This window comes from Planktotalea sp., from assembly GCF_965659345.1.
In the GTDB taxonomy this organism is placed as follows: Bacteria; Pseudomonadota; Alphaproteobacteria; order Rhodobacterales; family Rhodobacteraceae; genus Planktotalea.
Window position 1 is genome coordinate 233,386 of the sequence record NZ_CBFHVK010000001.1, and the last position, 25,014, is coordinate 258,399.

At 53.4% G+C, this 25,014-nt stretch carries 28 protein-coding genes and 1 tRNA gene; 13 read left to right on the forward strand and 16 right to left on the reverse strand.

What is annotated here, in order from left to right:
- The 6 genes from ACTG3Z_RS01200 (at position 1) to ACTG3Z_RS01225 (ending at position 4,932) form a co-directional block, all read left to right on the forward strand.
- Positions 1-507 carry a periplasmic heavy metal sensor gene (locus tag ACTG3Z_RS01200; protein ID WP_439140833.1) on the forward strand — a complete coding sequence of 169 codons (507 nt, stop codon included), beginning with the start codon at positions 1-3 and terminating at the stop codon, positions 505-507.
- 53 nt (positions 508-560) lie between these two features.
- The gene (locus ACTG3Z_RS01205; RefSeq protein ID WP_439140834.1) at positions 561-848 is read left to right on the forward strand and encodes a DUF3572 domain-containing protein; all 288 of its coding nucleotides are present in this window, start codon (positions 561-563) and stop codon (positions 846-848) included.
- Positions 845-1,564: an HAD family hydrolase gene (locus ACTG3Z_RS01210; RefSeq protein ID WP_439140835.1), complete on the forward strand. Its 720-nt coding sequence runs from the start codon at positions 845-847 to the stop codon at positions 1,562-1,564. The genes ACTG3Z_RS01205 and ACTG3Z_RS01210 overlap by 4 nt, the downstream gene beginning before the upstream one ends.
- Before the next feature lie 84 nt (positions 1,565-1,648).
- A complete protein-coding gene (locus tag ACTG3Z_RS01215) occupies positions 1,649-3,211 on the forward strand; it encodes a trimethylamine methyltransferase family protein (protein WP_439140836.1) in 1,563 nt (520 codons plus the stop codon).
- Positions 3,212-3,340: 129 nt separating this feature from the next.
- A complete protein-coding gene (locus ACTG3Z_RS01220; protein ID WP_439140837.1) occupies positions 3,341-3,925 on the forward strand; it encodes a heme NO-binding domain-containing protein in 585 nt (194 codons plus the stop codon).
- Positions 3,922-4,932: a GGDEF domain-containing protein gene (locus tag ACTG3Z_RS01225; RefSeq protein ID WP_439140838.1), complete on the forward strand. Its 1,011-nt coding sequence runs from the start codon at positions 3,922-3,924 to the stop codon at positions 4,930-4,932. Before ACTG3Z_RS01220 ends, ACTG3Z_RS01225 begins: the two co-directional genes overlap by 4 nt.
- Positions 4,933-4,956: 24 nt before the next feature.
- On the opposite strand, the gene ACTG3Z_RS01230 is transcribed toward ACTG3Z_RS01225, so the two are convergent.
- Genes ACTG3Z_RS01230 through kynU form a run of 3 tightly spaced genes read right to left on the reverse strand, consistent with a single transcriptional unit; the run spans position 4,957 to position 9,400 of the window.
- Positions 4,957-7,362: a heavy metal translocating P-type ATPase gene (locus ACTG3Z_RS01230; RefSeq protein WP_439140839.1), complete on the reverse strand. Its 2,406-nt coding sequence runs from the start codon at positions 7,360-7,362 to the stop codon at positions 4,957-4,959.
- The gene (locus tag ACTG3Z_RS01235; RefSeq protein ID WP_439140840.1) at positions 7,359-8,207 is read right to left on the reverse strand and encodes an alpha/beta hydrolase; all 849 of its coding nucleotides are present in this window, start codon (positions 8,205-8,207) and stop codon (positions 7,359-7,361) included. Before ACTG3Z_RS01235 ends, ACTG3Z_RS01230 begins: the two co-directional genes overlap by 4 nt.
- Entirely contained in the window at positions 8,204-9,400 is a 1,197-nt protein-coding gene (gene kynU, locus ACTG3Z_RS01240; RefSeq protein ID WP_439140841.1) for a kynureninase, read from the reverse strand. Before kynU ends, ACTG3Z_RS01235 begins: the two co-directional genes overlap by 4 nt.
- Before the next feature lie 134 nt (positions 9,401-9,534).
- Here kynU and dusA point away from each other — a divergent pair, with 134 nt between their 5' ends.
- From dusA to ACTG3Z_RS01255, 3 genes are all read left to right on the forward strand, one after another.
- On the forward strand, positions 9,535-10,557 hold the full coding sequence (gene dusA / locus ACTG3Z_RS01245; RefSeq protein ID WP_439140842.1) for a tRNA dihydrouridine(20/20a) synthase DusA: 1,023 nt from the start codon (positions 9,535-9,537) through the stop codon (positions 10,555-10,557).
- A gap of 64 nt (positions 10,558-10,621) precedes the next feature.
- On the forward strand, positions 10,622-11,446 hold the full coding sequence (locus ACTG3Z_RS01250) for a sulfite exporter TauE/SafE family protein (RefSeq protein ID WP_439140843.1): 825 nt from the start codon (positions 10,622-10,624) through the stop codon (positions 11,444-11,446).
- Positions 11,443-12,180: a hypothetical protein gene (locus tag ACTG3Z_RS01255; protein WP_439140844.1), complete on the forward strand. Its 738-nt coding sequence runs from the start codon at positions 11,443-11,445 to the stop codon at positions 12,178-12,180. Before ACTG3Z_RS01250 ends, ACTG3Z_RS01255 begins: the two co-directional genes overlap by 4 nt.
- 46 nt (positions 12,181-12,226) lie before the next feature.
- Here ACTG3Z_RS01255 and ACTG3Z_RS01260 read toward each other — a convergent pair whose 3' ends face one another.
- From ACTG3Z_RS01260 to ACTG3Z_RS01295, 8 genes are all read right to left on the reverse strand, one after another.
- Positions 12,227-13,306 carry a 2'-deoxycytidine 5'-triphosphate deaminase gene (locus ACTG3Z_RS01260; protein WP_439140845.1) on the reverse strand — a complete coding sequence of 360 codons (1,080 nt, stop codon included), beginning with the start codon at positions 13,304-13,306 and terminating at the stop codon, positions 12,227-12,229.
- An 85-nt stretch (positions 13,307-13,391) separates the two neighbouring features.
- Positions 13,392-13,468 (reverse strand) — tRNA-Pro (locus tag ACTG3Z_RS01265).
- A 59-nt stretch (positions 13,469-13,527) separates the two neighbouring features.
- Positions 13,528-14,652, reverse strand: coding sequence for a MerR family transcriptional regulator (locus ACTG3Z_RS01270; RefSeq protein ID WP_439140846.1), 1,125 nt, complete (start codon positions 14,650-14,652; stop codon positions 13,528-13,530).
- Positions 14,653-14,674: 22 nt separating this feature from the next.
- On the reverse strand, positions 14,675-14,977 hold the full coding sequence (gene ihfA, locus ACTG3Z_RS01275) for an integration host factor subunit alpha (RefSeq protein ID WP_375267393.1): 303 nt from the start codon (positions 14,975-14,977) through the stop codon (positions 14,675-14,677).
- A gap of 107 nt (positions 14,978-15,084) precedes the next feature.
- Positions 15,085-16,053: a beta-ketoacyl-ACP synthase III gene (locus ACTG3Z_RS01280; RefSeq protein ID WP_439140847.1), complete on the reverse strand. Its 969-nt coding sequence runs from the start codon at positions 16,051-16,053 to the stop codon at positions 15,085-15,087.
- A 3-nt stretch (positions 16,054-16,056) separates the two neighbouring features.
- Positions 16,057-17,157: a phosphate acyltransferase PlsX gene (plsX, locus tag ACTG3Z_RS01285; RefSeq protein ID WP_439140848.1), complete on the reverse strand. Its 1,101-nt coding sequence runs from the start codon at positions 17,155-17,157 to the stop codon at positions 16,057-16,059.
- A gap of 22 nt (positions 17,158-17,179) precedes the next feature.
- On the reverse strand, positions 17,180-17,386 hold the full coding sequence (gene rpmF / locus ACTG3Z_RS01290; protein ID WP_439140849.1) for a 50S ribosomal protein L32: 207 nt from the start codon (positions 17,384-17,386) through the stop codon (positions 17,180-17,182).
- 158 nt (positions 17,387-17,544) lie between these two features.
- On the reverse strand, positions 17,545-18,144 hold the full coding sequence (locus ACTG3Z_RS01295; protein WP_439140850.1) for a hypothetical protein: 600 nt from the start codon (positions 18,142-18,144) through the stop codon (positions 17,545-17,547).
- Positions 18,145-18,319: 175 nt separating this feature from the next.
- On the opposite strand from ACTG3Z_RS01295, the gene ACTG3Z_RS01300 reads away from it, so the two are divergent.
- Together ACTG3Z_RS01300 and ACTG3Z_RS01305 are read left to right on the forward strand one after the other, a co-directional pair.
- On the forward strand, positions 18,320-18,973 hold the full coding sequence (locus ACTG3Z_RS01300) for a flavin reductase family protein (protein WP_439140851.1): 654 nt from the start codon (positions 18,320-18,322) through the stop codon (positions 18,971-18,973).
- 45 nt (positions 18,974-19,018) lie between these two features.
- A complete protein-coding gene (locus tag ACTG3Z_RS01305) occupies positions 19,019-19,996 on the forward strand; it encodes a sterol desaturase family protein (RefSeq protein WP_439140852.1) in 978 nt (325 codons plus the stop codon).
- Positions 19,997-20,018: 22 nt separating this feature from the next.
- Here ACTG3Z_RS01305 and ACTG3Z_RS01310 read toward each other — a convergent pair whose 3' ends face one another.
- From ACTG3Z_RS01310 to ACTG3Z_RS01320, 3 genes are all read right to left on the reverse strand, one after another.
- Positions 20,019-20,552 carry a YaeQ family protein gene (locus tag ACTG3Z_RS01310; RefSeq protein ID WP_375267216.1) on the reverse strand — a complete coding sequence of 178 codons (534 nt, stop codon included), beginning with the start codon at positions 20,550-20,552 and terminating at the stop codon, positions 20,019-20,021.
- Between the two features lie 88 nt (positions 20,553-20,640).
- The gene (locus tag ACTG3Z_RS01315) at positions 20,641-21,132 is read right to left on the reverse strand and encodes a cupin domain-containing protein (protein WP_439140853.1); all 492 of its coding nucleotides are present in this window, start codon (positions 21,130-21,132) and stop codon (positions 20,641-20,643) included.
- Positions 21,129-21,707, reverse strand: a complete 579-nt coding sequence (locus ACTG3Z_RS01320) for a YceD family protein (protein WP_439140854.1) — start codon at positions 21,705-21,707, stop codon at positions 21,129-21,131. The genes ACTG3Z_RS01315 and ACTG3Z_RS01320 overlap by 4 nt, the downstream gene beginning before the upstream one ends.
- A gap of 87 nt (positions 21,708-21,794) precedes the next feature.
- Here ACTG3Z_RS01320 and ACTG3Z_RS01325 point away from each other — a divergent pair, with 87 nt between their 5' ends.
- Positions 21,795-22,247 carry an outer membrane protein assembly factor BamE gene (locus ACTG3Z_RS01325; protein WP_439140855.1) on the forward strand — a complete coding sequence of 151 codons (453 nt, stop codon included), beginning with the start codon at positions 21,795-21,797 and terminating at the stop codon, positions 22,245-22,247.
- 76 nt (positions 22,248-22,323) lie between these two features.
- Positions 22,324-23,553 carry an MFS transporter gene (locus ACTG3Z_RS01330; protein ID WP_439140856.1) on the forward strand — a complete coding sequence of 410 codons (1,230 nt, stop codon included), beginning with the start codon at positions 22,324-22,326 and terminating at the stop codon, positions 23,551-23,553.
- On the opposite strand, the gene ACTG3Z_RS01335 is transcribed toward ACTG3Z_RS01330, so the two are convergent.
- Both ACTG3Z_RS01335 and eda read right to left on the reverse strand, forming a co-directional pair.
- Entirely contained in the window at positions 23,550-24,338 is a 789-nt protein-coding gene (locus ACTG3Z_RS01335; RefSeq protein ID WP_439140857.1) for a metallophosphoesterase, read from the reverse strand. The two genes, ACTG3Z_RS01330 and ACTG3Z_RS01335, sit on opposite strands and share 4 nt — an antisense overlap.
- A 19-nt stretch (positions 24,339-24,357) precedes the next feature.
- Positions 24,358-25,002 carry a bifunctional 4-hydroxy-2-oxoglutarate aldolase/2-dehydro-3-deoxy-phosphogluconate aldolase gene (gene eda, locus ACTG3Z_RS01340; protein WP_439140858.1) on the reverse strand — a complete coding sequence of 215 codons (645 nt, stop codon included), beginning with the start codon at positions 25,000-25,002 and terminating at the stop codon, positions 24,358-24,360.
- Positions 25,003-25,014 lie beyond the last annotated feature (12 nt).

A 25,014-nucleotide genomic window follows, 5' to 3' on the forward strand; every position in this document is an offset into this window, starting at 1 on the left:
ATGAGCGATCCAAAGAAGCAACCAAACAAGCCACCAAAGCCGTCAAAACGGTTTCGCATTTTGTTGGGGCTTTCACTCGCGCTCAACCTCTTGGTGGTTGGGGCCGTTGTTGGTGTGATTGTGAAGGGATCACCGTCAAACAGGGGGCCTTCTGGGGTGCGCGAAACCGCCTTGCCCTACGTAGGCGCGTTCGAGCTCGAAGATAAGCGCGCTATGCGTCAAGAGATGCGCGCACGTTTGCCTAAGCGACAAGAGACACGCGCCGCGATGGATGCTGGATACCGTGAATTTGTCGAAGTGGTGCGCAGCGAACCTTTTGATGCAACGCGAGCGGCAAAGGTTATGGAAGAACAGTTTGAACGCGCAGGGCAATTCCAAAGGGTAGGGCGCGAAGTGTCTATCGAGCGGATTAGTGAGATGAGCCCAGAAAAGCGCGCGGCTTATGCCGATCGCTTGGAATATCGGCTTGATAACCCAAGAAAGCGCAAGACGCGCAAAGAGCGTTGAAGCCAGCGGCGATTTAGCTCAATGTCTCCCTGAACAATTGGGGAGTGCAAAACATGGCGATGTCACGCGAATCTGCAGAAGTCTTTGCACTCAATGCGCTGGGATGGATCGTGGGTCAGGAAGAGGATGTCTTGCCGGCATTTCTTGGCGCAACGGGTTCTAGCGAAGCGGATATTCGTGAACGGGTCGCTGACCCTGAATTTCAGCTGTGTGTGCTTGATTTCTTAATGATGGATGATCAATGGATCATTTCGTGTTGTGATGCGTTGCAAGTGCCTTACGAGCGCGTCGGCGAAGCGCGCCAAGCGATGCCGGGCGGTGCTGAGATGAGCTGGACATGAGCGGCGTATCGGACGCGATCAAAGCCATTTTATTTGACAAAGACGGCACGCTTTTTGACTTTCGCGGGACATGGGATGCTTGGGCGGCGGGCTTTTTACCAGAACTAAGTGGTGGCGACGCCGATGTGCTTGCTGAATTGGCGCGGGTGTTGAGTTTTGATCTAAAATCGCAAGCCTTCTTGCCCAACTCCGTGGTTATTGCAGGAAGTAATCGCGAAATATCTCAGATGATCGCAGGTGCTCTAAAACGCAAAGATGTTGCGATGGTCGAACAGGAGTTGGCAGACAGTGCGGCCAAAGCGCCGCTTGCTCCAGTTGTGGAGCTCGCACCGTTCCTAAATGGGCTCAAGCAAGCGGGGTATAAGCTTGGTGTGATGACCAACGATGCGCATTCCGTTGCCGATGCACATCTGAAAAGTGCTGGCGTGCATGAGCTGTTTGATTTTATTTGCGGATCTGACAGCGGCTTTGGGGCCAAGCCTGAACCTGAACCTTTGCTGGCCTTTTGCTCTCACGTACAGGTGGATCCGTTTCACACGGTCATGCTTGGGGATTCGGCTCATGATTTGCAGGCGGCCCGTGCGGCGGGAATGGCTGGGGTTGGTGTGCTCACTGGAGTGGCGCGCGCGCCTGAACTTGCGCCTTTAGCCGACGCCGTTCTAAACGATATTAGCGAATTGCCTGCTTGGTTAGATAAAAAGGCCATGCGCCGATAAACTTTTGCGACAAATGGTGTCGCTCTTAGGACGTCACTTTGTCGATTCCTTGCGTTTGATACTCTCAAAGTCACGGAGGGTGTTATGGCTGGATCAGATAATCGTCGGAAACGAAGTGGCGGGCGCGCTGGTGCGGCGACGCGCAGAGGCCGTGCAGCGATTGAGCAAAGCCCATGGCGCTTGCCCGTCAACATTGATCGCCCAACCGAACCTCTGGATGAAGACGGGATTGCAGCAATCCATGATGGCGCAATGCGCATTTTGGAAGAGGTTGGCATCGCATTTCTGAATCCTGAAGCGATTGAAATCCTGCGCAAAAGTGGCGGTTGTGAAATCGATGGCGAGATCGTCCGCATGGGCCGTGATTTCGTCATGGAAAAGATTGCGCTTGCACCCAGTCAGTTCGACATCACACCGCGCAACCCTGATCGCAAGATCACGATTGGTGGCAACCACATTTTGTTTGGGAACGTCTCATCGCCGCCCAATTACTGGGACATGGCTCTGGGCAAGAAGGTTCCTGGCACGCGTGAGATGTGTCAGAATCTGCTGAAACTCACGCAATACTTTAACTGTATTCATTTCGCGGGCGGCTATCCTGTTGAACCTGTGGATGTTCACGCCTCTGTACGTCACCTCGATGTTTTGTTTGATAAACTTACCATCACGGACAAAGTCATGCACGCCTATAGCCTTGGCAAAGAGCGCGTCGAAGATGTGATGGAAATGGTGCGCATAGCGGGTGGTTTGAGCCACGAAGAATTTGACGCCAAACCGCGAATGTATACGAATATTAATTCGACCTCGCCACTGAAACACGACTACCCGATGATTGATGGCTGGATGCGCCTTGCGCGCCGTGGACAGGCGCTTGTGGTGACACCGTTTACGCTTGCTGGGGCGATGGCACCTGTGACGATGTCTGGTGCTGTGGCGCAGTCTTTGGCGGAAGCGTTGTGTGCTGTGGTGCTTGCGCAAGTGATTAACCCTGGTTGTCCTTGTGTGATTGGCACCTTTACATCGAATGTAGACATGAAAAGCGGCGCGCCCGCGTTCGGGACGCCCGAATATATGCGCGCGACGCAAATGACTGGACAGATGGCGCGGTTTTACGACCTACCAATGCGCTCCAGCGGCGTTTGCGCGGCAAATGTGCCTGACGGGCAGGCGATGTGGGAGACGTCAAACAGTCTTTGGGCGTCGGTGCAGTCCGGCACCAACATGGTCTATCATGCCGCGGGTTGGCTTGAGGGGGGGCTGATCGCGTCGCCTGAAAAATTCATCATGGATTGCGAAGTGCTGCAACAAATTCAACGCTATATGGAGCCTGCAACATTCGCGACGACACCGGATGATATCGCACTAGATGCGATCAAATCTGTTGGCAACGACGGCCATTTCTTTGGCATCCAACATACCCAAGACCGTTATACGACAGCGTTCTATCAACCGTTCTTGAGTGACTGGAAAAACTATGAGGGCTGGGAAGTCGCAGGCGGCATCTGGACGCCAGAGCGCGCGCACAATCTCTTTTTGCAGATATTGGAAGAGTTTGAAGAGCCGGCCATGGACATCGCCATTCGCGAAGAACTCGCAGCGTTTGTAGCGCGGCGTAAAGAAGAAGGCGGAGCGCCAACTGATTTTTAGAACCATAAACTGTTCGCTGGGGAATTAGGTAAAGTTCTTATCAGTTCGAGCGATTATAACTGCTTAGGTTAGGTGTTTGTTAAGAACTGCGCTGCAAAAGTGACTGTAGAAGATTGCAGGGTTCTTGGTATGCATGGGTTAATCAACAAAGCCGTCGAAGCGTTCGTGCATGATACATATGGCGCTGACGCGTGGCGCAACATTGCTTGTCGGGCAGAGCTTGAGGACCCGTCGTTTGAAGCGATGATGGTCTATGACACCGTTATTACCCCGCGCGTGGTTGAGTGCGCAACAGAGGCGTTGGGCGTTGATCGGGGAGATTTTCTTCAAAATTTGGGAACATATTTGGTATCGCAACCCTCTCAACAAGCGGTGCGACGATTGCTGCGCTTTGGTGGGGTCGATTTTGTAGATTTTCTCTACTCTCTTGATGATCTTCATGATCGCGCACGATTGGCTGTCGCTGATCTGTTTTTGCCAAAGTTAGAGCTGCGCGAGCATACGCTTAATCAATTTAGCCTTACTGTGCGCTCAGACATTGACGGCTTTGGTCATGTTCTAATCGGTCTTTTAACGGCCATGGCGGATGATTATGGTGCTTTGGTCATGGTTGAATACGGCGGACGTCAGGGAGAGGTCGAAACAATCGCGATTGCCTTACTTGAAACGGCATTTGCGGCGGGAAATCGTTTTGAACTCGGTGCGCGCGCGTGATTGTCGACCGAATGCTTGCCAAAGCACCGACGCTGGAGTGGCCCGCGCTCGAAGCGGCTTTTGATATCCTTTGCCCGATGCATCTAAGACTAACAGAAACCGGCCACATTGTTCACGTTGCGCCAACGTTGAAGAAGCTGCGCCCGGATGTTGATTTGACAGGTATGCGCTTTCTTGAAGTGTTTCGTTTGGATCGCCCGCGCTCTATCACGACCATGTCAGAGTTGATGTCGCGTGCGCGCAGCAAGCTGCATCTGGAGCTGCGCGAGGCCCCTTGCACCGCGTTAAAAGGGGTTCTTGTGCGATTGCCAAAGGGGCAGGGCGCGTTGGTAAATTTGTCGTTTGGAATTTCCGTTGTTGAAGGCGTGCAGGATTTTGGCCTGAGCAGTGCAGATTTTGCCGCGACAGATTTGGCGATTGAAATGCTCTACTTGGTAGAGGCAAAGTCAGCGGCGATGGACGCCTCACGCAATTTGAACCAACGACTTCAAGGCGCAAAACTTGCTGCAGAAGAGCAAGCTGCAACAGATACACTAACAGGGCTAAAAAACCGTCGCGCCGCTGATCAGATCCTTGAAACAGCACTTCTGGAGGATCGCGCGTTTACGCTTATGCAGATTGATCTCGATTTTTTCAAAGCGGTCAATGATAGTAAAGGTCACGCGGCGGGGGACCGCGTGTTGCAAGAAGTTGCAAAAATCATGCGCGCTGAAACCCGAAAGGGCGATGTTATTGCGCGGGTTGGTGGCGATGAATTTATGATCCTGATTGAGGGAAGTGCAGCGAAAGACCGTCTGAAAGACATCGCATCACGACTTATTCGCGGAATTGAACAGCCGATCAAGTTCGAGGGGGAGACATGTCATATTTCAGCAAGTATCGGAATTGCACGACGTGTTGTAGGTGACCGGCGGGATATGGACGCATTGATGCAATGTTCTGATCGCGCGCTTTATGCGTCGAAAAGCAAAGGTCGTGCCTGCGCGACGTTTGATGAGGATCTTTAGGTCTTTGGAAGCTGTGTTAATCAGTTAAGCCCCGATACGTCTGAGCCGCAAGGCGTTGCTCACAACAAAAACGCTCGATAAAGCCATCGCCCCAGCGGCAAGTGCTGGTGTTAGAAGCAGACCGAAGCCGGGATAAAGTATGCCAGCGGCGATCGGGATCAACAGAACGTTATAGGCGAAAGCCCAGATCAGGTTTTGTTTGATATTGCGTAAAGTCGCTTTGCTCACAGTAAAAGCGGCTGAGAGCGCATTCGGATCACCTGACAGGAGGACAATGTCGGCAGCTTCAATCGCAACATCCGTGCCTGTGCCAATGGCGATCCCAACATTGGCTTGTGCCAAGGCGGGTGCGTCGTTGATGCCGTCCCCGACAAACGCAACAGTGCCGTCCGCTTGCAAGGCTTTAACCGCATCCGCTTTACCACCGGGAAGGATGCCGCCAATACAATGATCAATCCCGAGTTCATCTGCGACGCGCTGTCCGGCTTGAGCAGTGTCACCTGTAAGCATCACAGTTTTCAGTCCGGCATCGCGCAGCATATTAACTGCGGCTTTCGCATTTGGCTTCAAAGGATCAGAAATTTCAAAGTGAGCGATCAAGATTTGATCGATGGCCAAAAGAACTTCAGTGCCAATGCCGTCAGCGGGTAGGGCAGTGAGATCTACGGCAGCTTCGCCCAACAGTTTGCGATTGCCGATCAAAATTGTCTTACCCTTTATCTGTGCGCGTAAACCACCGCCCGTCAGACTCTCGAAATTGGACACTTCGAGCAGATCAAGGCTGTGCTCTTGTGCTTTCGCGACAAGGGCGCGTGCGATGGGGTGTTCTGAGAGGCTCTCAATGCTCGCAGCGAATTCTAATGCGCGGTCTTGAGACAGGTCTGCATAAAGCGCGATCGCGGTCACGCTTGGCCGTCCTTCGGTCAGCGTTCCGGTTTTATCAAACGCGACTGTTGTCACGGAGCTCAGTTCTTGCAAAGCAGACCCTTTGGCGAACAAGACCCCAAGATCAGCAGCACGGCCCGCGCCAACCATGATTGACGTCGGTGTCGCCAACCCCATCGCGCATGGGCAGGCGATGATAAGAACGGAAACACCTGCGACGAGGGCATAAGTAAGCGCGGGGTCTGGTCCGAACATGGCCCAAACCACGACCGTCAAAAGCGCCAACGCCAACACCGCAGGCACAAACCAAGCCGTGATTTGATTGACCAAGTTTTGCACGGGAAGCCGCGCGCTTTGTGCTTTTTGCACCATCTCGATGATCTGGCTCAGGACCGTGTCGCTTCCAAGCTTTTGCGCTTCAAAGGTAAAGCTGCCGGTCGTATTCACTGTGCCCGCGGTCACCGACGCGCCTTTGGATTTAAGCACGGGCAGGGGTTCACCGGTTAGCATACTCTCATCGACCCAGCTCTCACCGGATAGGACTGTGCCATCAACAGCAATGCGTTCGCCCGGCTTGATCACCAATTTATCGCCTTTGACCAAGGTCTCGACCGCGATGATCTGTTGTTTGCCGTCGCGCTCTACAGTGGCGCTTGACGGGCGCAGCGCAATCAGACGTGCGATTGCAGCGCCTGTTTTGCCTTTTGCACGCGCTTCCATCCAGCGCCCTGCAAGAATGAGGGTGATAATCACTGCGGCGGCTTCGAAATATACGCTGCGGGCTGCTTGTGGCAAAAGCGCAGGCGCAATCAGGACAAAGACAGAATAGAAAAACGCAGCCCCCGAGCCAAGAACAACCAAGGCGTTCATGTCAGGTTGACGTTTTACTAAAGAACGGATGCCATCGCGCCAAATCGAACGCCCCGGAAAGACAAGAACGAGGGTTGTAAGCACGGCTTGTAGCAGCCAGCTTGTTTGCATGCCAACTGTACGCGCGATCAAGTGATGAAACGCGGGAAAAACGTGGCCGCCCATTTCGAGGCCGAAAACGGGCAACGTCAAAAGCGCGCTCAGGATAAACGCGCGACGCATGTCTTCGGCCTCATCGCCGAAACTTGGGGCGCTGGGGGTGTTCGTGGTGATAAGGCTTGCTGTTTTGCCGCCTTGCTTCACAGCGTCCAAAAGCGTGGCGTCTGGTGTGCCCAAGCTTTCAATGCGCGCCTCGCCTGTAGCGAGGTTCACTTCAGCACTCACAACTCCCGACGCGGCCAAGAGTGCGGTTTCAACGCGGTTCACACAGGATGCACAGGTCATTCCCTCGATGGAGAGACGTGTGCTCACCAATTCGGCTGGTTTGTTCACCGCGTTCAAGGCGTCCACGAGTGCGGCGCTTTCAATAGGGTGTGTCACCACAACATCTGCGCGAAGAGTTGCAAAGTTGACCTCAGCCGTCACGCCATCGATTGCATTCAACGCAGTTTCCGCACGCACAGCGCAGGACGCGCAGTTAAGACCTTGGACCGGAAAACTAAATTTATCGTTCATTTTGCATGTACCAAGTCAAAGACTCGCGCTGCGAGAGCGCTTTCGTTGGAGATGTCATAGACGATATCAAAATGATTGCGCTGCGCAATTTCAAGGCACTCTGCATCGGGAAGTATGTTCGCAAATCCATGGCTTTGGCGTTTGAATTCATCCGTCTCGATTTCCCCATAGGCGATAAGCGCCTTTGGGAAGGTAGACAGGTCGCTGTGCACAGGGCTTGCTTGTCGCGCGCTGTCGATATTCAAATGTAAAGGCTCGTTTACATATGTGCCTATCAAAGGTTCAAGATCGTAGATGCCCGAAAGCAAAAGCGCTAAATTTGGTTCAAAGGGTAGGTCGAGGCAAGTCATCGCTACAAGATGGGCACCAGCGGAACTTCCGCCAAGGGCAAAACGCGTTTTATCAAGCTTATAGCGCTCTGCATGCTTATAGAGATGCAGAACAGCTTGAACGCATTCCTTTTGTATTTCGGGCAGGCTCGCATGTGGGGCAAGTGTATAGTCAATTGCCGCGAAGGCGATGCCTTGTTCCAAGAAACCTTGAGCTGGGAATGTGCTGTCGCGTTTGGACAACGCCTGCCAGTAGCCGCCATGGATGAAGATGAACAAGGGCACTGGCGTCTCTGAAGTGGGGACGAACAGGTCAATGCTTTGTGATGGCTTATCGCCATACACAAGCGTTTGCATGTCAGGATACATCGCATAGGTCGCTGCGCTGTCTTTGGCATAGGCCTTTATGTAAGGGGTAAGGTCACCATCGGGCAAAGCTTTGCTTGGCGAATACGCCATCGCACGTTGCTCATCTGTCATACCGCGCCACTGTAGTGTGCCAGGCCCTTTGGTCATGTCACTGCAGAGCGCACCTGAAACCGTGCTTCTTTATAGCTTTGTGTTTTGAGAATATCTTCAAGCGTGTCGACGGCTTTTAGAATCTCGGCTTCCCCGACAAACAGCGGCGTAATGCCAAAGCGCATCATGTCAGGTGCGCGGAAATCACCTATCACCTTGCGCTCGATCAGGGCCTGCATACACGCGTAGCCGTCTTCAAAGTGGAAGGACACATGCGAACCACGTTCATCCATACTGCGCGGCCCTGCGAGGGTAACACCAGCGCAACGGTTCTCTACCTCTGAAATAAACAGTTCCATTAGCTCAACCGCACGGGTGCGCACATCATGAAGGTCCACACCTTCCCAAACATCCAACGCAGCTTCCAGCAAAGCAAAAGAAGCGATAGACGGCGTCCCAATGCGCATGCGGTCAATCTTGCCCGGCATAGGGCGGTAGTCTGTGGTAAATGCAAAAGGGGCTTCGTGCCCGTACCAACCAGACAAGACAGGCTCAACCGTATCGATCAATCGTGGCGCCACATAGATAAAGGCTGGTCCACCGGGGCCTGCGTTCAAAAATTTGTAGGTACAGCCGACGGCGAAATCCACGTTTGATCCAGACAGGTCCACAGGGATAGCCCCTGCAGAGTGCGCAAGGTCCCATACAACAACCGCGCCGACGCTGTGCGCTTTGTCGATGATTGCTTTCATGTCGTGCTTGCGGCCTGTGCGGTAATCCACCTCTGTGAGGGTCACGACGGCGATCTCGTCTGTAATCGCATCGATCACTGATTCTGGCTCTACGGTGCGTAGCTCATAGCCGTCCTCTTTGAGCTTCACGAGGCCTTGAACCATGTAAAGATCGGTTGGGAAGTTTCCGGTGTCAGAGAGAATAACCTTGCGATCTGGCACCATCTGAAGACCCGCACCTACCGCTTGGAACACTTTGATCGACAAGGTGTCACTCACAACGACTGATCCCGCTTCAGCACCAATAAGTTTGCCGATGCGATCCCCCAACGTGTTGGTCTGCATGAACCAGCCTTTGGTGTTCCAACCTTTGATCAACTCTGTACGCCATTCATTGTTCAAAAACTCTGCCATCGCGTCGGGGGAGGCTTTGGGCATGGGACCAAGGGAGTTGCCGTTGAGATAAACCATCCCCTCAGGAATATCGAACATCGCGCGGGTTTTGGTGAAATCTGTCATGGCTGGCCCTTTGTTGTGTGTCTGATGTGGACCAGATGGGGCGGGGCAAGGCAAGGACAATCCCTATTGTTTACGCATCGCTTTGCTGTAAAATCTCTTCACGCGCTGGGCAAATTGCTCTATCGCAGCTCGCGATGACCGATCTTAGCCCACATACGCCCCAAAGCGCCGCACGTGCTGCCCGCCTGTCTGTTGCCCCCATGATGGAGTGGACGGATCGGCATTGCCGCTATTTTCATCGGCTGATGTCTCAGCAAGCCTTGCTCTATACGGAGATGGTGACATCACCTGCGCTTGTGCGCGGCAACGCAACGCATCTTTTGAAATACTCGCAAGCGGAGCAACCTGTGGCGCTGCAACTTGGGGGCTCTGATCCTGATGAGTTGGCAGAAGCCACGCGGCTCGGGGCAGAGGCGGGTTACGCGGAGATTAACCTCAACGTTGGGTGTCCGTCGGATCGTGTGCAAAATGGTGCATTTGGTGCGATCCTTATGCGTGATCCTAAGTTGGTTGCAGAGTGTTGCGCGGCGATGATTAAAGCGTCGCCTGTTGAGGTGACAGTAAAGTGTCGTATTGGCGTGGATGACCAAGACCCACACGAAGTGCTACCTGAGTTCATTGCGCGTGTCGCAGGGGCAGGGGTCGGCCGCTTTACCATCCATGCGCGCAAAGCATGGTTGCAGGGGTTAAGCCCTAAAGAGAACCGCGATATTCCACCGCTCGATTATGATCTGGTCCAGCAGATGAAGGGGCTGTTCCCTGCGCTTCACCTTAGTTTGAATGGTGGGGTGACTACACTTGCTGATGCCAAGGCTGCGCTGGATCGCGGCATGGACGGTGTAATGATCGGGCGCGCAGCCTATCATCAGCCGGGGGATATCTTAATGGATGCGGATCATGTGATCTATGGGGCCCCTCAACGTGAACGTGAGCGCGAAGACATCGTGACGGCGATGCTGCCCTACATAGATGCGCATATTGCTGAGGGCGGTAAATTGGGGCAAGTGACGCGCCACATGCTGGGCCTGTTCGCTGGCAAACCCGGTGCGCGGTATTGGAAGCGCCATCTTTCCGAGAATGCGCATAAACCAGACGCTGGCGCGCATACTGTTGTTGACGCAATCGAGAAGATGCACGCAGCGCGACCGCACGAATGAATTTGCATTTTGCGGGCAATTTGGCGTTCTGGCGGGCGGCGATAACACTATGATATTTGAAAACATGGCTGACTTTTCCGTTTTGATCCAAATGCTCGTTCTTCTTTTGATCACAGGCGCGTTTGCTGGTGTGCTGGCTGGCGCGCTTGGGGTCGGTGGTGGCATCGTGCTGGTGCCCGCGTTTCTTTATGTATTCGGCGTGCTTGGCTTTACAGGACCGCAAGTGATGCAGCTTAGTCTTGCGACATCGCTGGCAACAATCATGGTGACGTCAGTGCGCTCAGTGATGAACCACAACAAAAAAGGCGCTGTAGAGTGGGACATTTTACGCACTTGGGCCCCTGGGATAATCTTTGGCGCGGCACTGGGTGTTTGGGTGGCGTCAAGTTTGCGCGCAGACGTCTTGCAGATCATCTTTGGGGCTTTGGTCATGATTGTCGCGACCTACGTGGTGTTTTCTAAAACGTCGTGGCGGATCGCGGATATGATGCCAACAGGGTTAACGCGTTTGATGGCCTCACCAATCGTTGGTTTCCTATCGGTCCTGTTGGGGATTGGAGGGGGCAGTTTTGGTGTGCCAATTATGACTTTGCACGGCGTCCCCATCCACCGCGCGGTTGCGACGGCAGCAGGCTTTGGTTTGCTTATCGCTATGCCCGCAGTGGTTGGATTTTTATTCTTGCCGGTTGATCCGACGTCACGCCCGCCCTTTACGGTTGGATCGATAAATCTGGCAGCGTTCGGTATCATTATTGCGATGACGCTCCTCACGGCACCTTTGGGTGTGAGGCTCGCGCATGGGTTAGACCCAGACAGATTGAAGCGCGCATTCGGAGTGTTTTTGGTTTTGGTCGGGTTGAATATGTTGCGAAAGGTCGCGGGCTTATGATGGATTATGAAAAAGATGGCTTTGCGATATTTGAAGCGAACGACGCAACGCGTGCTTGGGCGCGTGCTGCGCATAAAATTGCGTGCGAAGTGACTGCAGATCCTGAGCAACAAGCGCAATGGTTGCGTCATCAGAACACGTGGTTTGTTGGTGTGGATGCACTGCCAAATGCAGACGATGGATCCATCGCAAATGTGCCGCTGTCGGGCCCTTGGCAAGAGTATGTTTCAGCACCAAGTCACTGGCACAATGCACAAATTTCAGTGGTTTATGAGGGATACCCAAAGCAGGACAAAGAACAAAGCGACGCCAACCATCGCTTTCGGATCAACCGCGCAGCCGCTCACGTTGACGGCTTATTACTTGAAAACGGCAAACGCTATTTGCGCGAACCCCATGCTTTTATCCTCGGGATTTCGCTCAATGAGAGTGATGCTGCACCGCTCAAAGTCTGGCCCGGCAGCCATACTCTTATGGGAGCTGAATTAGCCAAAGCTTTGAGTGCAGGTCCTGATCTGACAGGCGAATACAAGGCCGCGCGCGCAAAGGTGTTCGAAACGATAAAGCCTGTCGATGTGCCGCTGCGCTTTGGTCAGTCTATCTTGCTGCACCGCCACATGTTGCACGGTATGTCACCTTGGCAAGAAGGACAAACTGCGCCCAAGGAAGGTCGTATGACGGCTTATTTCAGACCGCAGTTTGACACTGTCAAAGACTGGCTTCCTCTTTCTTAAAATATCCCCGCCGGAGGCAAGAACGGCTTTCATCAGTAGACAGAAATCAATCAGGTACAGCGAAGTGTTTGGACAGTTTCAATCCTTGGCCTTGGTAGTTCGAAGCAATGCCAGACCCGTATAGTTGTTGTGGGATTTCGGACATGTGTTCATAAACCAATCGGCCAACAACCTGACCATGCTCAAGTACAAAGGGTGCCTCATGGCAGCGTACTTCCAACACACCGCGTGACCCTGTCCCGCCAGCCGCAGAGTGCCCAAACCCAGGATCAAAAAAGCCAGCGTAGTGTACGCGAAACTCTCCGACCATCGCTAAATATGGAGCCATTTCAGCGGCATACGCGGGTGGGATATGAACGGCTTCGCGACTGACGAGAATGTAGAATGCACCGGGATCAAGGATGATCTGACCATCTTTGCAGCGCACATCTTCCCAATACTCTGCCGGATCGTAAAAGCCGATGTTGTCTAAATCGATGACCCCAGTGTGCGGTTTCGCACGATAACCAACGAGGTCCGTGCCGTCTAACTTTAGGTCGACGGAAAAACCCAGCCCATCATCGATCAAGGCGTCACCGTTCACTAAAACATCACTCGCATGAAGCGCGGTTAGGGCGGTGTCATCAAGGATTGCCTGACCTTCGCGAAAGCGAATTTGGTTAAGGCGCATACCTGGACGCACCAGCACTGAAAAAGAGCGGGGGCAAATCTCGGCGTAAAGCGGACCTTTATAACCAGGTGCTATGCGGTCAAATTCGGCACCGCCATCTGTGATCGTGCGTGTAAGTAGATCAAGTCGCCCTGTAGAACTTTTGGCGTTTGCAACAGCTTGCAAGCCGATGGGCAGATCAAGGCTTTCCATCAACGGGACAACGTAAACGCAGCCTTTTTCAAGCACTGCTCCGTCACTCAGATCAATCTGGTGCATCTCGAATTCTTTAAGGCGGTCTTCGACGCGACGATCATGGCCCGCAAGAAAAGATGCGCGCACGCGATAGGCGACCGAGCCAAGCCTAAGATCTAAGCTAGCAGGTTGAATTTGTTCAGGAATAATATCCGGCGAGCCGTGAATTTGACCGTTTCTGATCATTTGTTCTAATCGTTGGCTGGGTAGAACACCTGTCATGACGCGCCTCCGGTGGCCCGCCTGATGCTCCGCTCCGTGATCCGCAAAAAGCAAAAATGGACCGGATCGGCGGGCAAAGTGTAAATGGTCGGGCTAGCAGGACTCGAACCTGCGACCTTCCGTCCCCCAGACGGACGCGCTACCAGGCTGCGCCATAGCCCGACGCCTGATGAAACGGTGTTTACTGGAACTAAGCGGAGGAGCAAGGATAAAATGCGCGCTTAGTGGTTTTGCATACGTGTTCGAAGCGCGCGCAACTCGTCTAGCTGTTCACGTAGATCATTTGCCAACTCAGGGGAAAGTCTCTGCGCTCCAAGTAATGACGACAACACGCCAGCGGGCGCGACGTAGCTATCCAATTGCGGTGCGATCTTTTCAACAGAGGGTACATCATACGTGATGGGGTCTGCTTGAGGCGCTTCAGGGGCTGCCGTTTGCGTGGACTCTTTGGAGATTTCGACCTGTGCAGCCTCGTGCTTCTGTTCTGCCGAAGCTGTCGGGGCATCTTGGGGCATACTATGCGAAAATATTGGATTCGCCGGCGTCGATGCTTTCAGTTGTTCAGCAGGCTCTTCATCACGCGCGTTGTTTTCAGGCGGATCAACGGGCTCAAAACGTGCGACTGGGTCAATCGTGAGTTTTGTCGTCGTCTCATCCAGCTCTGTGGCCGCCGTTTCCATGGGCGCTTCAGCTTGAGGTGGTTCAATTGGTGCTGTTACTGGTGCGCGGCGCATGAAAGCGGGGAGGGCGTCACCACCAAACGCTGGGGCCTCGGGCGTTTGCGTTTCATCCTCAGGCGTTTGTGGTGCAGGCACGTCTGCCTCAGGCGTGGACGCGGTTTCACTGGCTAGGCTATCCACCGCTTCTGCGGGCGCTGTTGGGTCGGCATCCGGCGCGTGCGTTGTTTCTGGGGTTGGCGTAGCCGGTTCAGACACACTTTCTTGTGGTTCAGCGCGCGGTGGGAAGGACAGAACCTTTGCTTCTGCTTCCGCTTCAGCGACCGGCTCGGCTTGAGCATCTGGCTCATAGGCCGCTTCTGCGATGATTTCCTCATCCTCTAAAAGGTCTTCATCAAGCGGCTGAGACAAGGCAGCGACGTGTTTTACACCGTGCTCCCGCAGCAACTTTTGCGCACCTTTGATGGTTAACCCATCGTCATGCAGTAGTTTTTTGATCCCACCAAGCAACTTCATATCCGCAGGGCGATAGTAGCGTCTACCGCCAGCCCGCTTCACAGGTTTTACATGCGTGAATTTGCTTTCCCAAAAGCGCAACACATGCGCGGGAGTTTCAAGCCAATCGGCAACTTCGCTGATCGTGCGGAATGCATCCTTGGACTTTGACATCTAGGGCCTGCTCCTGATTGGTTTAACGCTTGTTACCCTCAGCAACACGGTCTTTCATCAGATGAGACGGGCGAAAGGTCAAAACGCGACGGGGGTTGATAGGGACTTCCTGACCAGTTTTTGGGTTACGCCCAACGCGTGCAGCTTTGTCACGCACGCTAAATGTTCCAAAGGATGAAATCTTAACTTGTTCACCTGCGACGAGCGCATCTGAGAGATGAGTCAGGATATTTTCCACCAGTTCCGCAGATTCGTTGCGTGACAATCCTACCTCACGAAACACCGCTTCGCTCAGGTCCATCCGCGTTAGAGTCTTTTCAGTCATATTTTGCCCCCCCCAAAAGGCGATTGGGTCACCTTAGAGCGATTGCGAATTTTGAGTCAAGGGAATGATCTGTGTTAGCCGCTTGGAAAGGGTGCACTTTCAAAGGTTTACCAGCGCAAAACCACTGCGCCCCATGCGAGCCCGCCACCAATTGCCTCGGTAACGATCAAATCGCCAGCGTTTATTTTGCCTTGGCCTTTACCCACGGATAGTGCCAAAGGGATAGACGCGGCTGATGTGTTGCCGTGATCATGGACTGTGACGATGACGTTTTCCATTGGAACGTTCATCTTCTTTGCCGTGCCCTTAATAATCCGAATATTGGCTTGATGCGGCACAACCCAATTCACATCGTCCGCGGTCACCCCCGCTTTGTCCATTGCTGTATGAGCCGTTTTTGCCAGCTTTTCCACAGCATGGCGGAAGACTTCTTTGCCCTCCATGCGCAGATAACCCGTCGTTTTTGTGGATACTCCGCCATCGACATACAGAATGTCGCGATATGTTCCGTCAGAGTTGAGGTCCGTCGAAAGTACACCGCGATCCGAAGCCGTGCCATCACCTTCAGCCGCTTCAAGGATCAATGCACCAGCACCGTCGCCGAACAAAACGCATGTGCCGCGATCGGTCCAATCCATGATGCGGCTGAATGTTTCTGCGCCGATCACCATCACGCGTTTCGCGCTACCTGCGACGATCAACGCGTTGGCGTTGGCGAGTGCAAAAATGAAACCTGCACACACAGCTTGCACATCAAACGCAAACCCTCCGTTCATCCCGATTTGGTGCTGAACCATTGTCGCGGCAGACGGAAATGTCAGGTCTGGGGTAGAGGTGGCAACAATCAATGCATCAAGATCGCTGGCTTCCAATCCGGCATCGGCAAGGGCCGCGCGGGCCGCATTTGCAGCAAGATTAGAGGTGGTTTCACCTTCAGCGGCGAAGTGACGTCGTTCAATTCCAGAGCGCGAAATGATCCAGTCATTGCTGGTTTCAAGCGTTTTTTCAAAATGAGCGTTTGGCACGACGTTTTCGGGAAGATAATGCCCGACGCCTTTAATTTGTGCACGTATCATGCCCTAGCTCTCCTCGGCGATGCTTTTTGCAGCAGCTGTTGTACTAGCCGCGATGCGTTTTGCCAGTCTGTCGGAAAAGCCGGACTGTGCAAGTCTAAACGCAAGGTTAATTGCCGCATCCACGCCCGTTGCATCCGCAGAGCCATGTGATTTCACAACTGTACCGTTCAATCCGAGGAAAACGCCGCCATTTACGCGACGTGGATCGATACGCTGGCGAAGGCGTTTTAGCGAAGTCAAAGCAAGTAAGGCCGCAACTTTGGACAAAAGCGAATAGTTGAACGCTTCTTTCAAGCGATCCCCGATTAGGCTTGCGGTGCCTTCGCCAGTCTTCAGCGCGACATTGCCGGTAAACCCGTCAGTGACAATAACGTCTGCGCGATCGCCGGGGATGTCGCCCCCCTCGACGAAACCGACATATTCAAAGTCAGCGGCTTTTGCCTGGCTTTCAATCAGCTCGCCTGCGTCATGAAGTTCGTTGCGACCTTTATGTTCTTCGGTACCAACGTTGAGCAATCCAACGCGCGGGCGCTCGATGTTAAGGCCGTTGCGCGCATAGGACACGCCCATCAATGCGTATTGCAGCAGATCCGTCGCATCCGCGCGAATATCCGCACCCACATCAAGCATCACGTTAAAGCCATCCTTTGAGCGCGAGGGCCATAGGATACCAATAGCAGGGCGGTTCACGCCGGGGAGCTTGCGAAGGCGGATCATGCTCATCGCCATCAGCGCGCCTGTATTGCCACAAGACACACATGCGGCGGCTTCACCGCTACGCACAGCTTCAATTGCAGACCACATCGAGGTGTTTTTGCCACTGCGCAGTGTCTGGCTGGGTTTGTCTGTCATCTTAACAACGTCAGGGACGTCGCGCACATCGCATAAACCAGCAAGGTTTTTGCGCTTTGCCAGTAGCGGTTCCAGCGTTTGCGCTGGCCCATGAACAATGAAACCTAGGTCGGGGTTTTTGGATGCAGAACGAGAAATGCCGGCAACAATAGCTGCCGGCCCCTCATCGCCGCCCATGGCGTCGATGGATAAAATGATACGTTTGCTCTGCGTGTGCGCCAAATCATCGATTTGATCACTGGACACAGTCATTTAAACGTACCTCGCGGATCAGTTATGCCGCGTCTTCGTCCAGATCGATCTCGTCAGCTTGTGCAACGATTTCTTTGTTCGCGTAGTGACCACAAGACGGGCACACGTGATGTGGGCGCTTCAGCTCACCACAGTTAGAGCACTCGTTTGGGTTCGCTGCAACCAGCGCGTCATGTGCGCGACGGTTGTTGCGGCGCGATTTGGATACTTTGTTCTGCTGGACAGCCATGTCGCAACCTATCAATGTTCGGGGCCAAGAGGGCCGTTATTCGGGTCTAGCAGGCACATATGCGAGGTGTCGCCGCCTGTCCAACCCTAAATTCGCTAGAGCGCGCGAAAATAGGGAAGAAAATGTGTTTCGCAAGCGATTCTTTGCGCGCGCTTCGCTTACTCGGGTTTGGGTAGCACGAAGTCTGGGTTTAGTGTGACCACCTGAGTGGTCTTTGTCTCGAAACCAGTGCTTTTCACATATCGATAAGACTGCGCGATAAACCCCGTTTCAGGATTCACCCAGAATTTTTCATAGATTTCGGCACCCTCGATCACAGAAGAGTCGTATGTGCCTGCAACGACGTCCTTAAGCGTATCGTTTGATGTTTCTTTCGCGCAGCTCACATCGCGGGCGGTTTTTGCATCGCGGGTCATAGCCTGTTTGTGATCTGCGCGTCCTTTTTCGCCGTCAAAATCAGTGACGAATCCCCAAGTGGCCCCCTTGTCGTGCGACATATACATTTTGTCATTTGCAAACAGCGTCCAAGGGTCGCTTTCAGGATCAATCGCTTTGCTCATCCCGTTGCCGTTTCCTGTGTCGTTGTGTTGCGTGATACTTGTGCGTACGCCAACGATCTCCTGTGTGATGTGCATCTGCGTTGGGCCAAAGTCTTGATTGCCGTTGATGAGCAACTTGGCAAAATGGTCCTCACATGTCTGAGCATGCGCGCCAGTTGCAAAGCATATAAGCGCAAAGGAAAGGAACGTGTGTTTCATCTGATGCTCCTTGAGGGGCGGGGGTAGAGCGGTATTTAACGTCACACTAGCGTCAAAAGCTGCAAAAGTCATGCTAGGTTTGCTTGGCGAGCGTGATCAAAAGACTTGATCCGTTTGTGCGCTCGTGGAAGCGTGGTTTCGAAAAACATGGATTGATCATTATGGGAGAACTGACGTGCACTATGATCCAAGGTCTGACACATGCCCGCTACCTTACGCTCCGTTCAAATCTTGTACCGTGCCGCGCCCGATTGGCTGGCTTAGCACGATAAGTCGCGATGGCGTGCCTAATCTCGCGCCCTATTCACAATGGCAAAACCTGACGTTTGATCCGCCCATGGTCATGTTCGCCGCCAATCAGCTTTCAAACGGGGAACGCAAACACACGGTTGTCAACGCGGAGGACACAGGTTGGTTCGTCTGGAACATGGCAACCTATGATCTTCGCGAGGCGGTAAATCTATCTGCGATGGAAGTGGCGGCGGACGTGGATGAATTCTCACATGCTGGTGTGACAGCAGTCCCATGCATCGATGCCCCGGGGCCACGCGTGGCGGAAAGCCCTGCGCAGTTTGAGTGCAAATTCTTGAGCACACATCGCTTGCGTGGCAGTTCCAATCACGGGTGGGTCGATGTGGTCTACGGTGAAGTTGCGCGTATCCACGTCAAAGACGAGGTTGTAACGCAGGATGGCAAGCTCGATATTCCTCGGATCCGTCCATTGGCGCGCTTGGGATATTATGATTACACATCCGTCACAGAGACGTTCGAAATGAAGATCCCCGGCACGAACGATATGACCAACGTGGGCTTGGAAGGGAAGCAATAGTCATTCCTTTGGTGCGCAGCGTTTGAAATAGAAATGGACCCTTAGATGAGCAATAAGCCCCTCAATGGTTGGAACCACACACCTGACGTTCCCATTCAGGTGTCACCAGTTTTTCGCTGGCCGCCACGGCCTGCGCAAGTTGTTCAATGGTTTTGGGGGTCTTGGTTCTTAGTTAGCGAAAAGCTGATTATACTTGGGCTCGCGTGTATATCCTACATCTGGTTTCAACCTAGTCTAGAAGTGACACAGACGCTTGCGTTCGGATGGGTTTTCGAGCTTTGGCTGCGCAATATGGTGCTGATGAGCCTCGTCGCGGGGGGATTGCATCTGTATTTTTACAGCTATTCCGCGCAAGGCGACAAGCTGAAGTATGATCCGCGCCCTTTGATGAAAAACGGACGTCAATTCACGCTTGGCGGACAAATCAGAGACAACATGTTCTGGACGCTCGCCAGCGGAGTTGGCTTTTGGACCGCGTATGAAGTTCTGATGTTCTGGTGCCTAAGCAATGGGCATGTGCCGATGCTGACATGGGCGGCGAACCCTGTGTGGTTCATCGCGATCTTTTTCCTGATGCCTGCGTGGGAGAGCTTCTATTTCTACTGGGTCCATCGCATCCTGCACATTCCGTTTCTTTATAAACATGTGCATTCCCTTCATCACCGCAATATCAATGTGGGGCCGTGGTCGGGGCTGTCGATGCACCCGGTTGAGCATATCATGTACCTAGGGACAGTGCTGATCCACTTTGTAATCGGGGCGCATCCGCTGCATATTTTGTTTCACCTGCAATATTACACGCTTACGGCCGCGAGCACGCATACCGGGTTTGAGGGGATGTTGGTGAAGGACGAAAACCGTTTGAAATTGGGGACGTTTCACCACCAAATGCATCACCGCTATTTTGAGTGTAACTACGGCTCGCTCGAGATGCCTTGGGACAAGTTATTCGGCTCGTTTCACGATGGCACCCAAGAGGCGGATGCGCGTATTAAGGAGCGTCGAAAGAAGATGCAGGCGTAAATCTTTTCGAAAAAGATTTGCGTCACGCCCATTGATCGGGTGTGACGTAGACAATCTTATCATCCACACTGAGCATAACGTCGCTTTCTTGGATATTGACTTGAATCTTCATCGAACGATCGGCCAGTTCCGCCAAGTCGCGGCTCGCTTGTTCTGTCAGATTGAAAACGCTGAGATTGTCAAAGCGCGTTGTGCTGTTCTTGACCTTCGCCCACCACATTTCTGCGGTACTGCCGTAGCAATAGATCACAACTTTATCCGCTTTTCCGCAGGATTGGCGCACGGTTTTTTCACTCGGCTGTCCAAGCGCGATCCAGAGCTCTAACTCACCGCTCAGGCTTTTTTGCCAGATGTCTGGCTCATCATCCGTGGACAACCCTTTGGTCAGCTCCAACTGATCATGTGCGTTCAAAGCAAAAGCCAACAAACGCACCATAAGGCGTTCATCGGTCTCAGAGGGGTGTTTGGCCACTGTGAGCTTGTGGGTCTCATAATAGTGGCGATCCATGTCGGACACGGAAAGTTCGACTTTATAGATTGTAGATTTTTGCGCCATAAAATGCTCCGACCTTGCAAAGTTAAGCATGCCTAGCGGGTCTAGAGGCTATGTGACAGCACATTATCAGGTCGCACGCCACGCCCGGTCATTTCTTCCCAGCGGAGCCACCCACGTTAATCACATGTTCATGATCCACAAGGTTCCAAGGCACGCCTTCATTGCGGTAGATGCGCTTGCCAAGACGTGTGTAATCCCCAACATCATGGGCCAAACGCTCGCCCACGACGATACAGCGAAAGGTTTCCGACCCTGTATTGGTGATCGAATGCGCAACGCCGCCTTTGCGATAGCCGATGAAGTCGCCAGCGCTGATTTCATGGGGTATTTCGTCGATGTAGGCTGTCGCCGTCCCGTTTAAAACATAGACGCATTCATCCTCGAAATGATGCATGTGATGCTCTGTGCTGTCATGGCCCGGCGCGATTTCGATGATGTGAAAGCCAAGCCCTGTGAGGCCAGTCAGATCGCCTAAGGATTTATTCACGCGTTTGGCGTTCTCGTTCAAGAAGTGAACTTTATCTGTGCCTTCCATCGCATCAATCTCAGCGGCCTTTACCAGATAGGTGTCATCGCTCATGATTTGCCCTCTAGCTTGCTTTTAAGATCTGCGAGGCCTGCGAAGGGTTTTAGATCATCCTCGCCCATTGCTTCTTTGCCCGGTTCCGTAACGCGCATGGTTCCAAGCTCAGCACCTTCAGCGCGGGGATAATCGGGCAGGGCGAGCGCGAGTGCTTCGCTCATCACGCGCCACAAGTCCACTTCACGGCCCAATGGTTCCAACGTGTCATCCTCAAGCATTGCTGTCCCGCCGAACTCGTCCTCTTCTTCCGTATCGCGATCGGTGTGTTGCGCCATGTCAGCGACAAAGCGGCGTTCAATGTCGTCTTCAATGCGGGTGGTGACGGGCTCGAGCGTGATTGTGCAAGGTTGCACCGCTGTTGCCCCAAGCGCAGCTTTAAGCGCAAAATCATGTTTACCCGCGGGTGTAAGTTCGCCTGAAAACACCACTTTGCGTAGACCGCTCAATCCCAATTCGTCTTTGAGAGTGCTAAGTTGTGCCGCGTCCAAGCGATATTCGAACACGCTGCGTTTGCGCCGCGCGAGTGTGGCAATGTCGAGTACAAACTCAGGGAACGCAGATGTGTCAGTCATGGCGCGAGATTTTCCTTTCTTGAACGTCGAGCGTTCGTGTCGTATCGAGATAACAAGGCAGAGCAAGCCAAGACAAGAGGGCACCTCATGCAATATGCAGGCAAGATACGTAAAATCAGCGTGGCAGTTGTGCTATGCGCTTCTTTGGCGGCGTGTACCGCGAGCTTTCGCAATCATGGCTATGTCCCTCTAGAAGAAGACTTATCCCAGATCGCAGTCGGTGTTGATACGCGCGATAGCGTGGCTGAATTGGTGGGAACACCATCGTCATCAGGTGTGCTAAATGACGGCGGATATTATTATGTCCGTAGTCGTGTAAAGCATTTTGCTTGGCAAAAACCCGAAGTCATCGAACGCCAAGTCGTGGCCATCAGCTTTTCGGAGGGTGGGATTGTCGACAACATCGGCAGATATACGCTTGAGGATGGAACTGTCGTGCCGTTGGCGCGGCGCATCACACGAAATGGCCAAGATGTGAGCTTCATCAAAAAGCTTTTGAGTAATGTTGGCGGCTTTTCGGCCAGTGATCTGATCAACTAAACTCTGTACGACCGATCTATTTGACGCCGCGTTTAGCGCGGCGCATGCTGAAGGCGTTCCTTTGCATGAGATTGCTATGCCTTCCGCTCTGATATTGCGTAATCGCAACTACCGACTGCTCTTTAGCGCAGGCGCGCTCACCAACCTTGGCGATGGTTTGATTGTTCTCGCGCTGCCTTGGCTGGCAACGTTGATGACACGCGACCCTGTTGCAATCGGTGCCGTTGCTGCGGCGGGGCGGGTGCCTTGGCTGTTGTTTGCTTTGCCCGCGGGGGTGATTATTGATCGCAGTGATCAACGAAAACTTATCGCGCGTGCGGATTTGCTGCGTGCGGCTATTGTGTTTGCGATTTTGTTGCTCGCATTGAATGTGCCCACGGCCAGCGCGATCTGGCTTTTGGCGGGTTTGGCGTTTTTGCTCGGCTCTGCAGAGGTGCTGCGCGACAACGCGGCGCAAACGATCCTGCCGTCAATCGTTGATAAGAAAGACCTTGAGGTCGCCAATGGCCAACTTTGGAGCACTGAGCAGCTTACAGGCCAGTTCATAGGACCACCCCTTGCAGGTATGTTGATTGCAACGGGGATTGCAGTGCCGTTTGGAATTGATGTGGCGATGTTGGTGATCGCGGCGGGTTTGGTCTGGCTGATCACGCTGCCACCGCAGCTGCGTGAAAGCCAAGGGTTTAAGGACGCATTGTTGCAAGGGATCGCCTTTATGCGCGGTGACAAGGATTTGCTGCGTTTGGCGATTGTGCTGGGTATCGCGAATTTCATCGCGACGGCGACGATCACTGTGCAGGTCTTATTTGCGCAAGATGTGCTCGGGTTGTCTGCCGCAAGCTATGGTTTGATCCTATCAGTGGCGGCATGCGGTGCAATCACAGGCAGCTTGTTAGCACCGCGTTTGACGAAGATGTTTGGTGTGCAGATGTGTCTTTATCTTTCCATCGCAGCATGGGTGATTGGCTATGGCAGCATTGGGGTAAGTTCACATCCTGTGGTGATGCCAATCGCGCTGTTCACCGTCATGGCAGGGTCGATGCTGTGGAATGTGATCACTGTATCTTGGCGTCAACGGCGCATCCCAAGCGCGCTTTTGGGCCGCGTGAACAGCATCTACCGTTTTTTCGGATGGGGCTCCATGCCGCTAGGTGCATTGGCTGGTGGTGCCGTTGTTGCGCTCTTAGAGAATGACATTGGGCGCGAAACCGCCTTGCGCGCGCCGTTTGTCTTGGCGTCAGGGGCTTGCGTGTTGTTGTTGATCTATGCGGTTTTCAAGCTGCGTTTGGGAGATGCGGATGCTTAACCAGAATACCCATCGCTAAACTCGCAGAACTGGGTGTATTGCAGCACAACGCTGTCAGCCTGAATGTGTAGCACGCCGTATTGCGGCGCTTCATGCGCGGGATTGAACGTGTCCCAGTCCCATGCAGGTCGCGGCGGTGGCGATTGAAACGACAGCGCATTCATACTCGCGAAGGGGATGCCCCTGATGATGCCCGTCGTGGCGCGGTGAACGTGGCCCATGAACAAATGCTTCACGTTGTTATGCGCGCTGATCACGTCAAGAAACGCGTCGCTGTCTTCAAGATTACTGTCATCGAGTGGTGGCAAATGCAGCGCAAGCGGTGGATGATGCATGAAGATATAGGCGGGTTTGTCAGCAAGGCGTGTGAGTGTTTCAGACAACCAGTCAAGCCGCGTCTGGCACATGGTGCCAGACTGCGCGTTTTCCTTATGGGTATCAAGACAGATGATCGTCTCATCTGCGCCCTCAATCGCGTATTGAACGAAGTCCCTCATAGCACTGCTCGGCACGCCAAGATGTTTGCGCAAGAGCGCACGGTCATCATGATTGCCCATCATTGCATGAACGGGAACTTTGGATTTTGACAGATAATGCGCGAGGTCTGCGTAATTCTGCTCCAGCTCATCTCCCACAAGATCACCAGAGAGGATTGCGAAATCAGCATCGGCATGATGCGTGTTCACGTGCTTGATCGCGCGCTCCATTCTCACACGTGGATCATGACCCTTATATGTGCCATTGTGTTGGAAGTGGGGGTCCGACATCCAGATGATTTTGCGCATGTCGAACTCCCCTTTTTTGTTACACGCTAAGCGTTGAGGCGGCTTTCGCAAGTGCTTCGATCCCAGCCCAATCGCGCGCGTCGATCAGATCTTTTGGACAGACCCAGCTACCGCCTGCGCAGACCGTGTTTGGCAAGCTTAGATAGTCACTTGCGTTCTTGGGGCTTACGCCACCTGTCGGGCAAAACCGGATTTGTGGAATAGGTGAGCCAATGGCTTTGAGTGCCGCCGCACCGCCAGACGCTTCCGCCGGGAAGAACTTTTGTACCGTGTAGCCGCGCTCCAGTAGACGCATCGCTTCAGAGGCAGTTGCCGCACCAGGTAGCAGCGGTAGATCTGCGGCTTCGCAGGCATCGAGCAGGAGATCCGTTGCACCGGGGGAAACACCAAACTTCGCACCAGCGGCAACGGCTGCTGTGACATCTTCAGGTGTGAGCAATGTCCCTGCACCGACAACGCCGCCTTCGACCTTTGCCATTTCGCTGATGACGTCCAATGCAGCATCCGTGCGCAGCGTGACTTCCAATGCGGGCAAGCCACCAGCGACCAGCGCGCGCGCCAAGTCCTGCGCGATGGACGCGTCTTCGACAACCAAAACAGGCACGATGGGCGCGAGTTGGCAAATTTCCAACGCGCTTGCGCTGGCTTGTTGTGGAGTGATCATATCATGCGTTCC

What these genes read in the sequence shown, in the direction of transcription:
- ACTG3Z_RS01280 (WP_439140847.1), bottom strand. Translation starts at nt 16,053, where the DNA reads ATGATACGTGCACAAATTAAAGGCGTCGGGCATTATCTTCCCGAAAAC.
- ACTG3Z_RS01200 (WP_439140833.1), top strand. Translation starts at nt 1, where the DNA reads ATGAGCGATCCAAAGAAGCAACCAAACAAGCCACCAAAGCCGTCAAAA.
- ihfA (WP_375267393.1), bottom strand. Translation starts at nt 14,977, where the DNA reads ATGACTGAAAAGACTCTAACGCGGATGGACCTGAGCGAAGCGGTGTTT.
- ACTG3Z_RS01270 (WP_439140846.1), bottom strand. Translation starts at nt 14,652, where the DNA reads ATGTCAAAGTCCAAGGATGCATTCCGCACGATCAGCGAAGTTGCCGAT.
- ACTG3Z_RS01255 (WP_439140844.1), top strand. Translation starts at nt 11,443, where the DNA reads ATGATGGATTATGAAAAAGATGGCTTTGCGATATTTGAAGCGAACGAC.
- ACTG3Z_RS01330 (WP_439140856.1), top strand. Translation starts at nt 22,324, where the DNA reads ATGCCTTCCGCTCTGATATTGCGTAATCGCAACTACCGACTGCTCTTT.
- ACTG3Z_RS01315 (WP_439140853.1), bottom strand. Translation starts at nt 21,132, where the DNA reads ATGAGCGATGACACCTATCTGGTAAAGGCCGCTGAGATTGATGCGATG.
- ACTG3Z_RS01310 (WP_375267216.1), bottom strand. Translation starts at nt 20,552, where the DNA reads ATGGCGCAAAAATCTACAATCTATAAAGTCGAACTTTCCGTGTCCGAC.
- ACTG3Z_RS01325 (WP_439140855.1), top strand. Translation starts at nt 21,795, where the DNA reads ATGCAATATGCAGGCAAGATACGTAAAATCAGCGTGGCAGTTGTGCTA.
- dusA (WP_439140842.1), top strand. Translation starts at nt 9,535, where the DNA reads ATGACCGATCTTAGCCCACATACGCCCCAAAGCGCCGCACGTGCTGCC.
- ACTG3Z_RS01235 (WP_439140840.1), bottom strand. Translation starts at nt 8,207, where the DNA reads ATGACCAAAGGGCCTGGCACACTACAGTGGCGCGGTATGACAGATGAG.
- ACTG3Z_RS01215 (WP_439140836.1), top strand. Translation starts at nt 1,649, where the DNA reads ATGGCTGGATCAGATAATCGTCGGAAACGAAGTGGCGGGCGCGCTGGT.
- ACTG3Z_RS01210 (WP_439140835.1), top strand. Translation starts at nt 845, where the DNA reads ATGAGCGGCGTATCGGACGCGATCAAAGCCATTTTATTTGACAAAGAC.
- rpmF (WP_439140849.1), bottom strand. Translation starts at nt 17,386, where the DNA reads ATGGCTGTCCAGCAGAACAAAGTATCCAAATCGCGCCGCAACAACCGT.
- eda (WP_439140858.1), bottom strand. Translation starts at nt 25,002, where the DNA reads ATGATCACTCCACAACAAGCCAGCGCAAGCGCGTTGGAAATTTGCCAA.
- ACTG3Z_RS01335 (WP_439140857.1), bottom strand. Translation starts at nt 24,338, where the DNA reads ATGCGCAAAATCATCTGGATGTCGGACCCCCACTTCCAACACAATGGC.
- ACTG3Z_RS01305 (WP_439140852.1), top strand. Translation starts at nt 19,019, where the DNA reads ATGAGCAATAAGCCCCTCAATGGTTGGAACCACACACCTGACGTTCCC.
- ACTG3Z_RS01250 (WP_439140843.1), top strand. Translation starts at nt 10,622, where the DNA reads ATGGCTGACTTTTCCGTTTTGATCCAAATGCTCGTTCTTCTTTTGATC.
- plsX (WP_439140848.1), bottom strand. Translation starts at nt 17,157, where the DNA reads ATGACTGTGTCCAGTGATCAAATCGATGATTTGGCGCACACGCAGAGC.
- ACTG3Z_RS01220 (WP_439140837.1), top strand. Translation starts at nt 3,341, where the DNA reads ATGCATGGGTTAATCAACAAAGCCGTCGAAGCGTTCGTGCATGATACA.
- ACTG3Z_RS01260 (WP_439140845.1), bottom strand. Translation starts at nt 13,306, where the DNA reads ATGACAGGTGTTCTACCCAGCCAACGATTAGAACAAATGATCAGAAAC.
- ACTG3Z_RS01230 (WP_439140839.1), bottom strand. Translation starts at nt 7,362, where the DNA reads ATGAACGATAAATTTAGTTTTCCGGTCCAAGGTCTTAACTGCGCGTCC.
- kynU (WP_439140841.1), bottom strand. Translation starts at nt 9,400, where the DNA reads ATGACAGATTTCACCAAAACCCGCGCGATGTTCGATATTCCTGAGGGG.
- ACTG3Z_RS01205 (WP_439140834.1), top strand. Translation starts at nt 561, where the DNA reads ATGGCGATGTCACGCGAATCTGCAGAAGTCTTTGCACTCAATGCGCTG.
- ACTG3Z_RS01320 (WP_439140854.1), bottom strand. Translation starts at nt 21,707, where the DNA reads ATGACTGACACATCTGCGTTCCCTGAGTTTGTACTCGACATTGCCACA.
- ACTG3Z_RS01295 (WP_439140850.1), bottom strand. Translation starts at nt 18,144, where the DNA reads ATGAAACACACGTTCCTTTCCTTTGCGCTTATATGCTTTGCAACTGGC.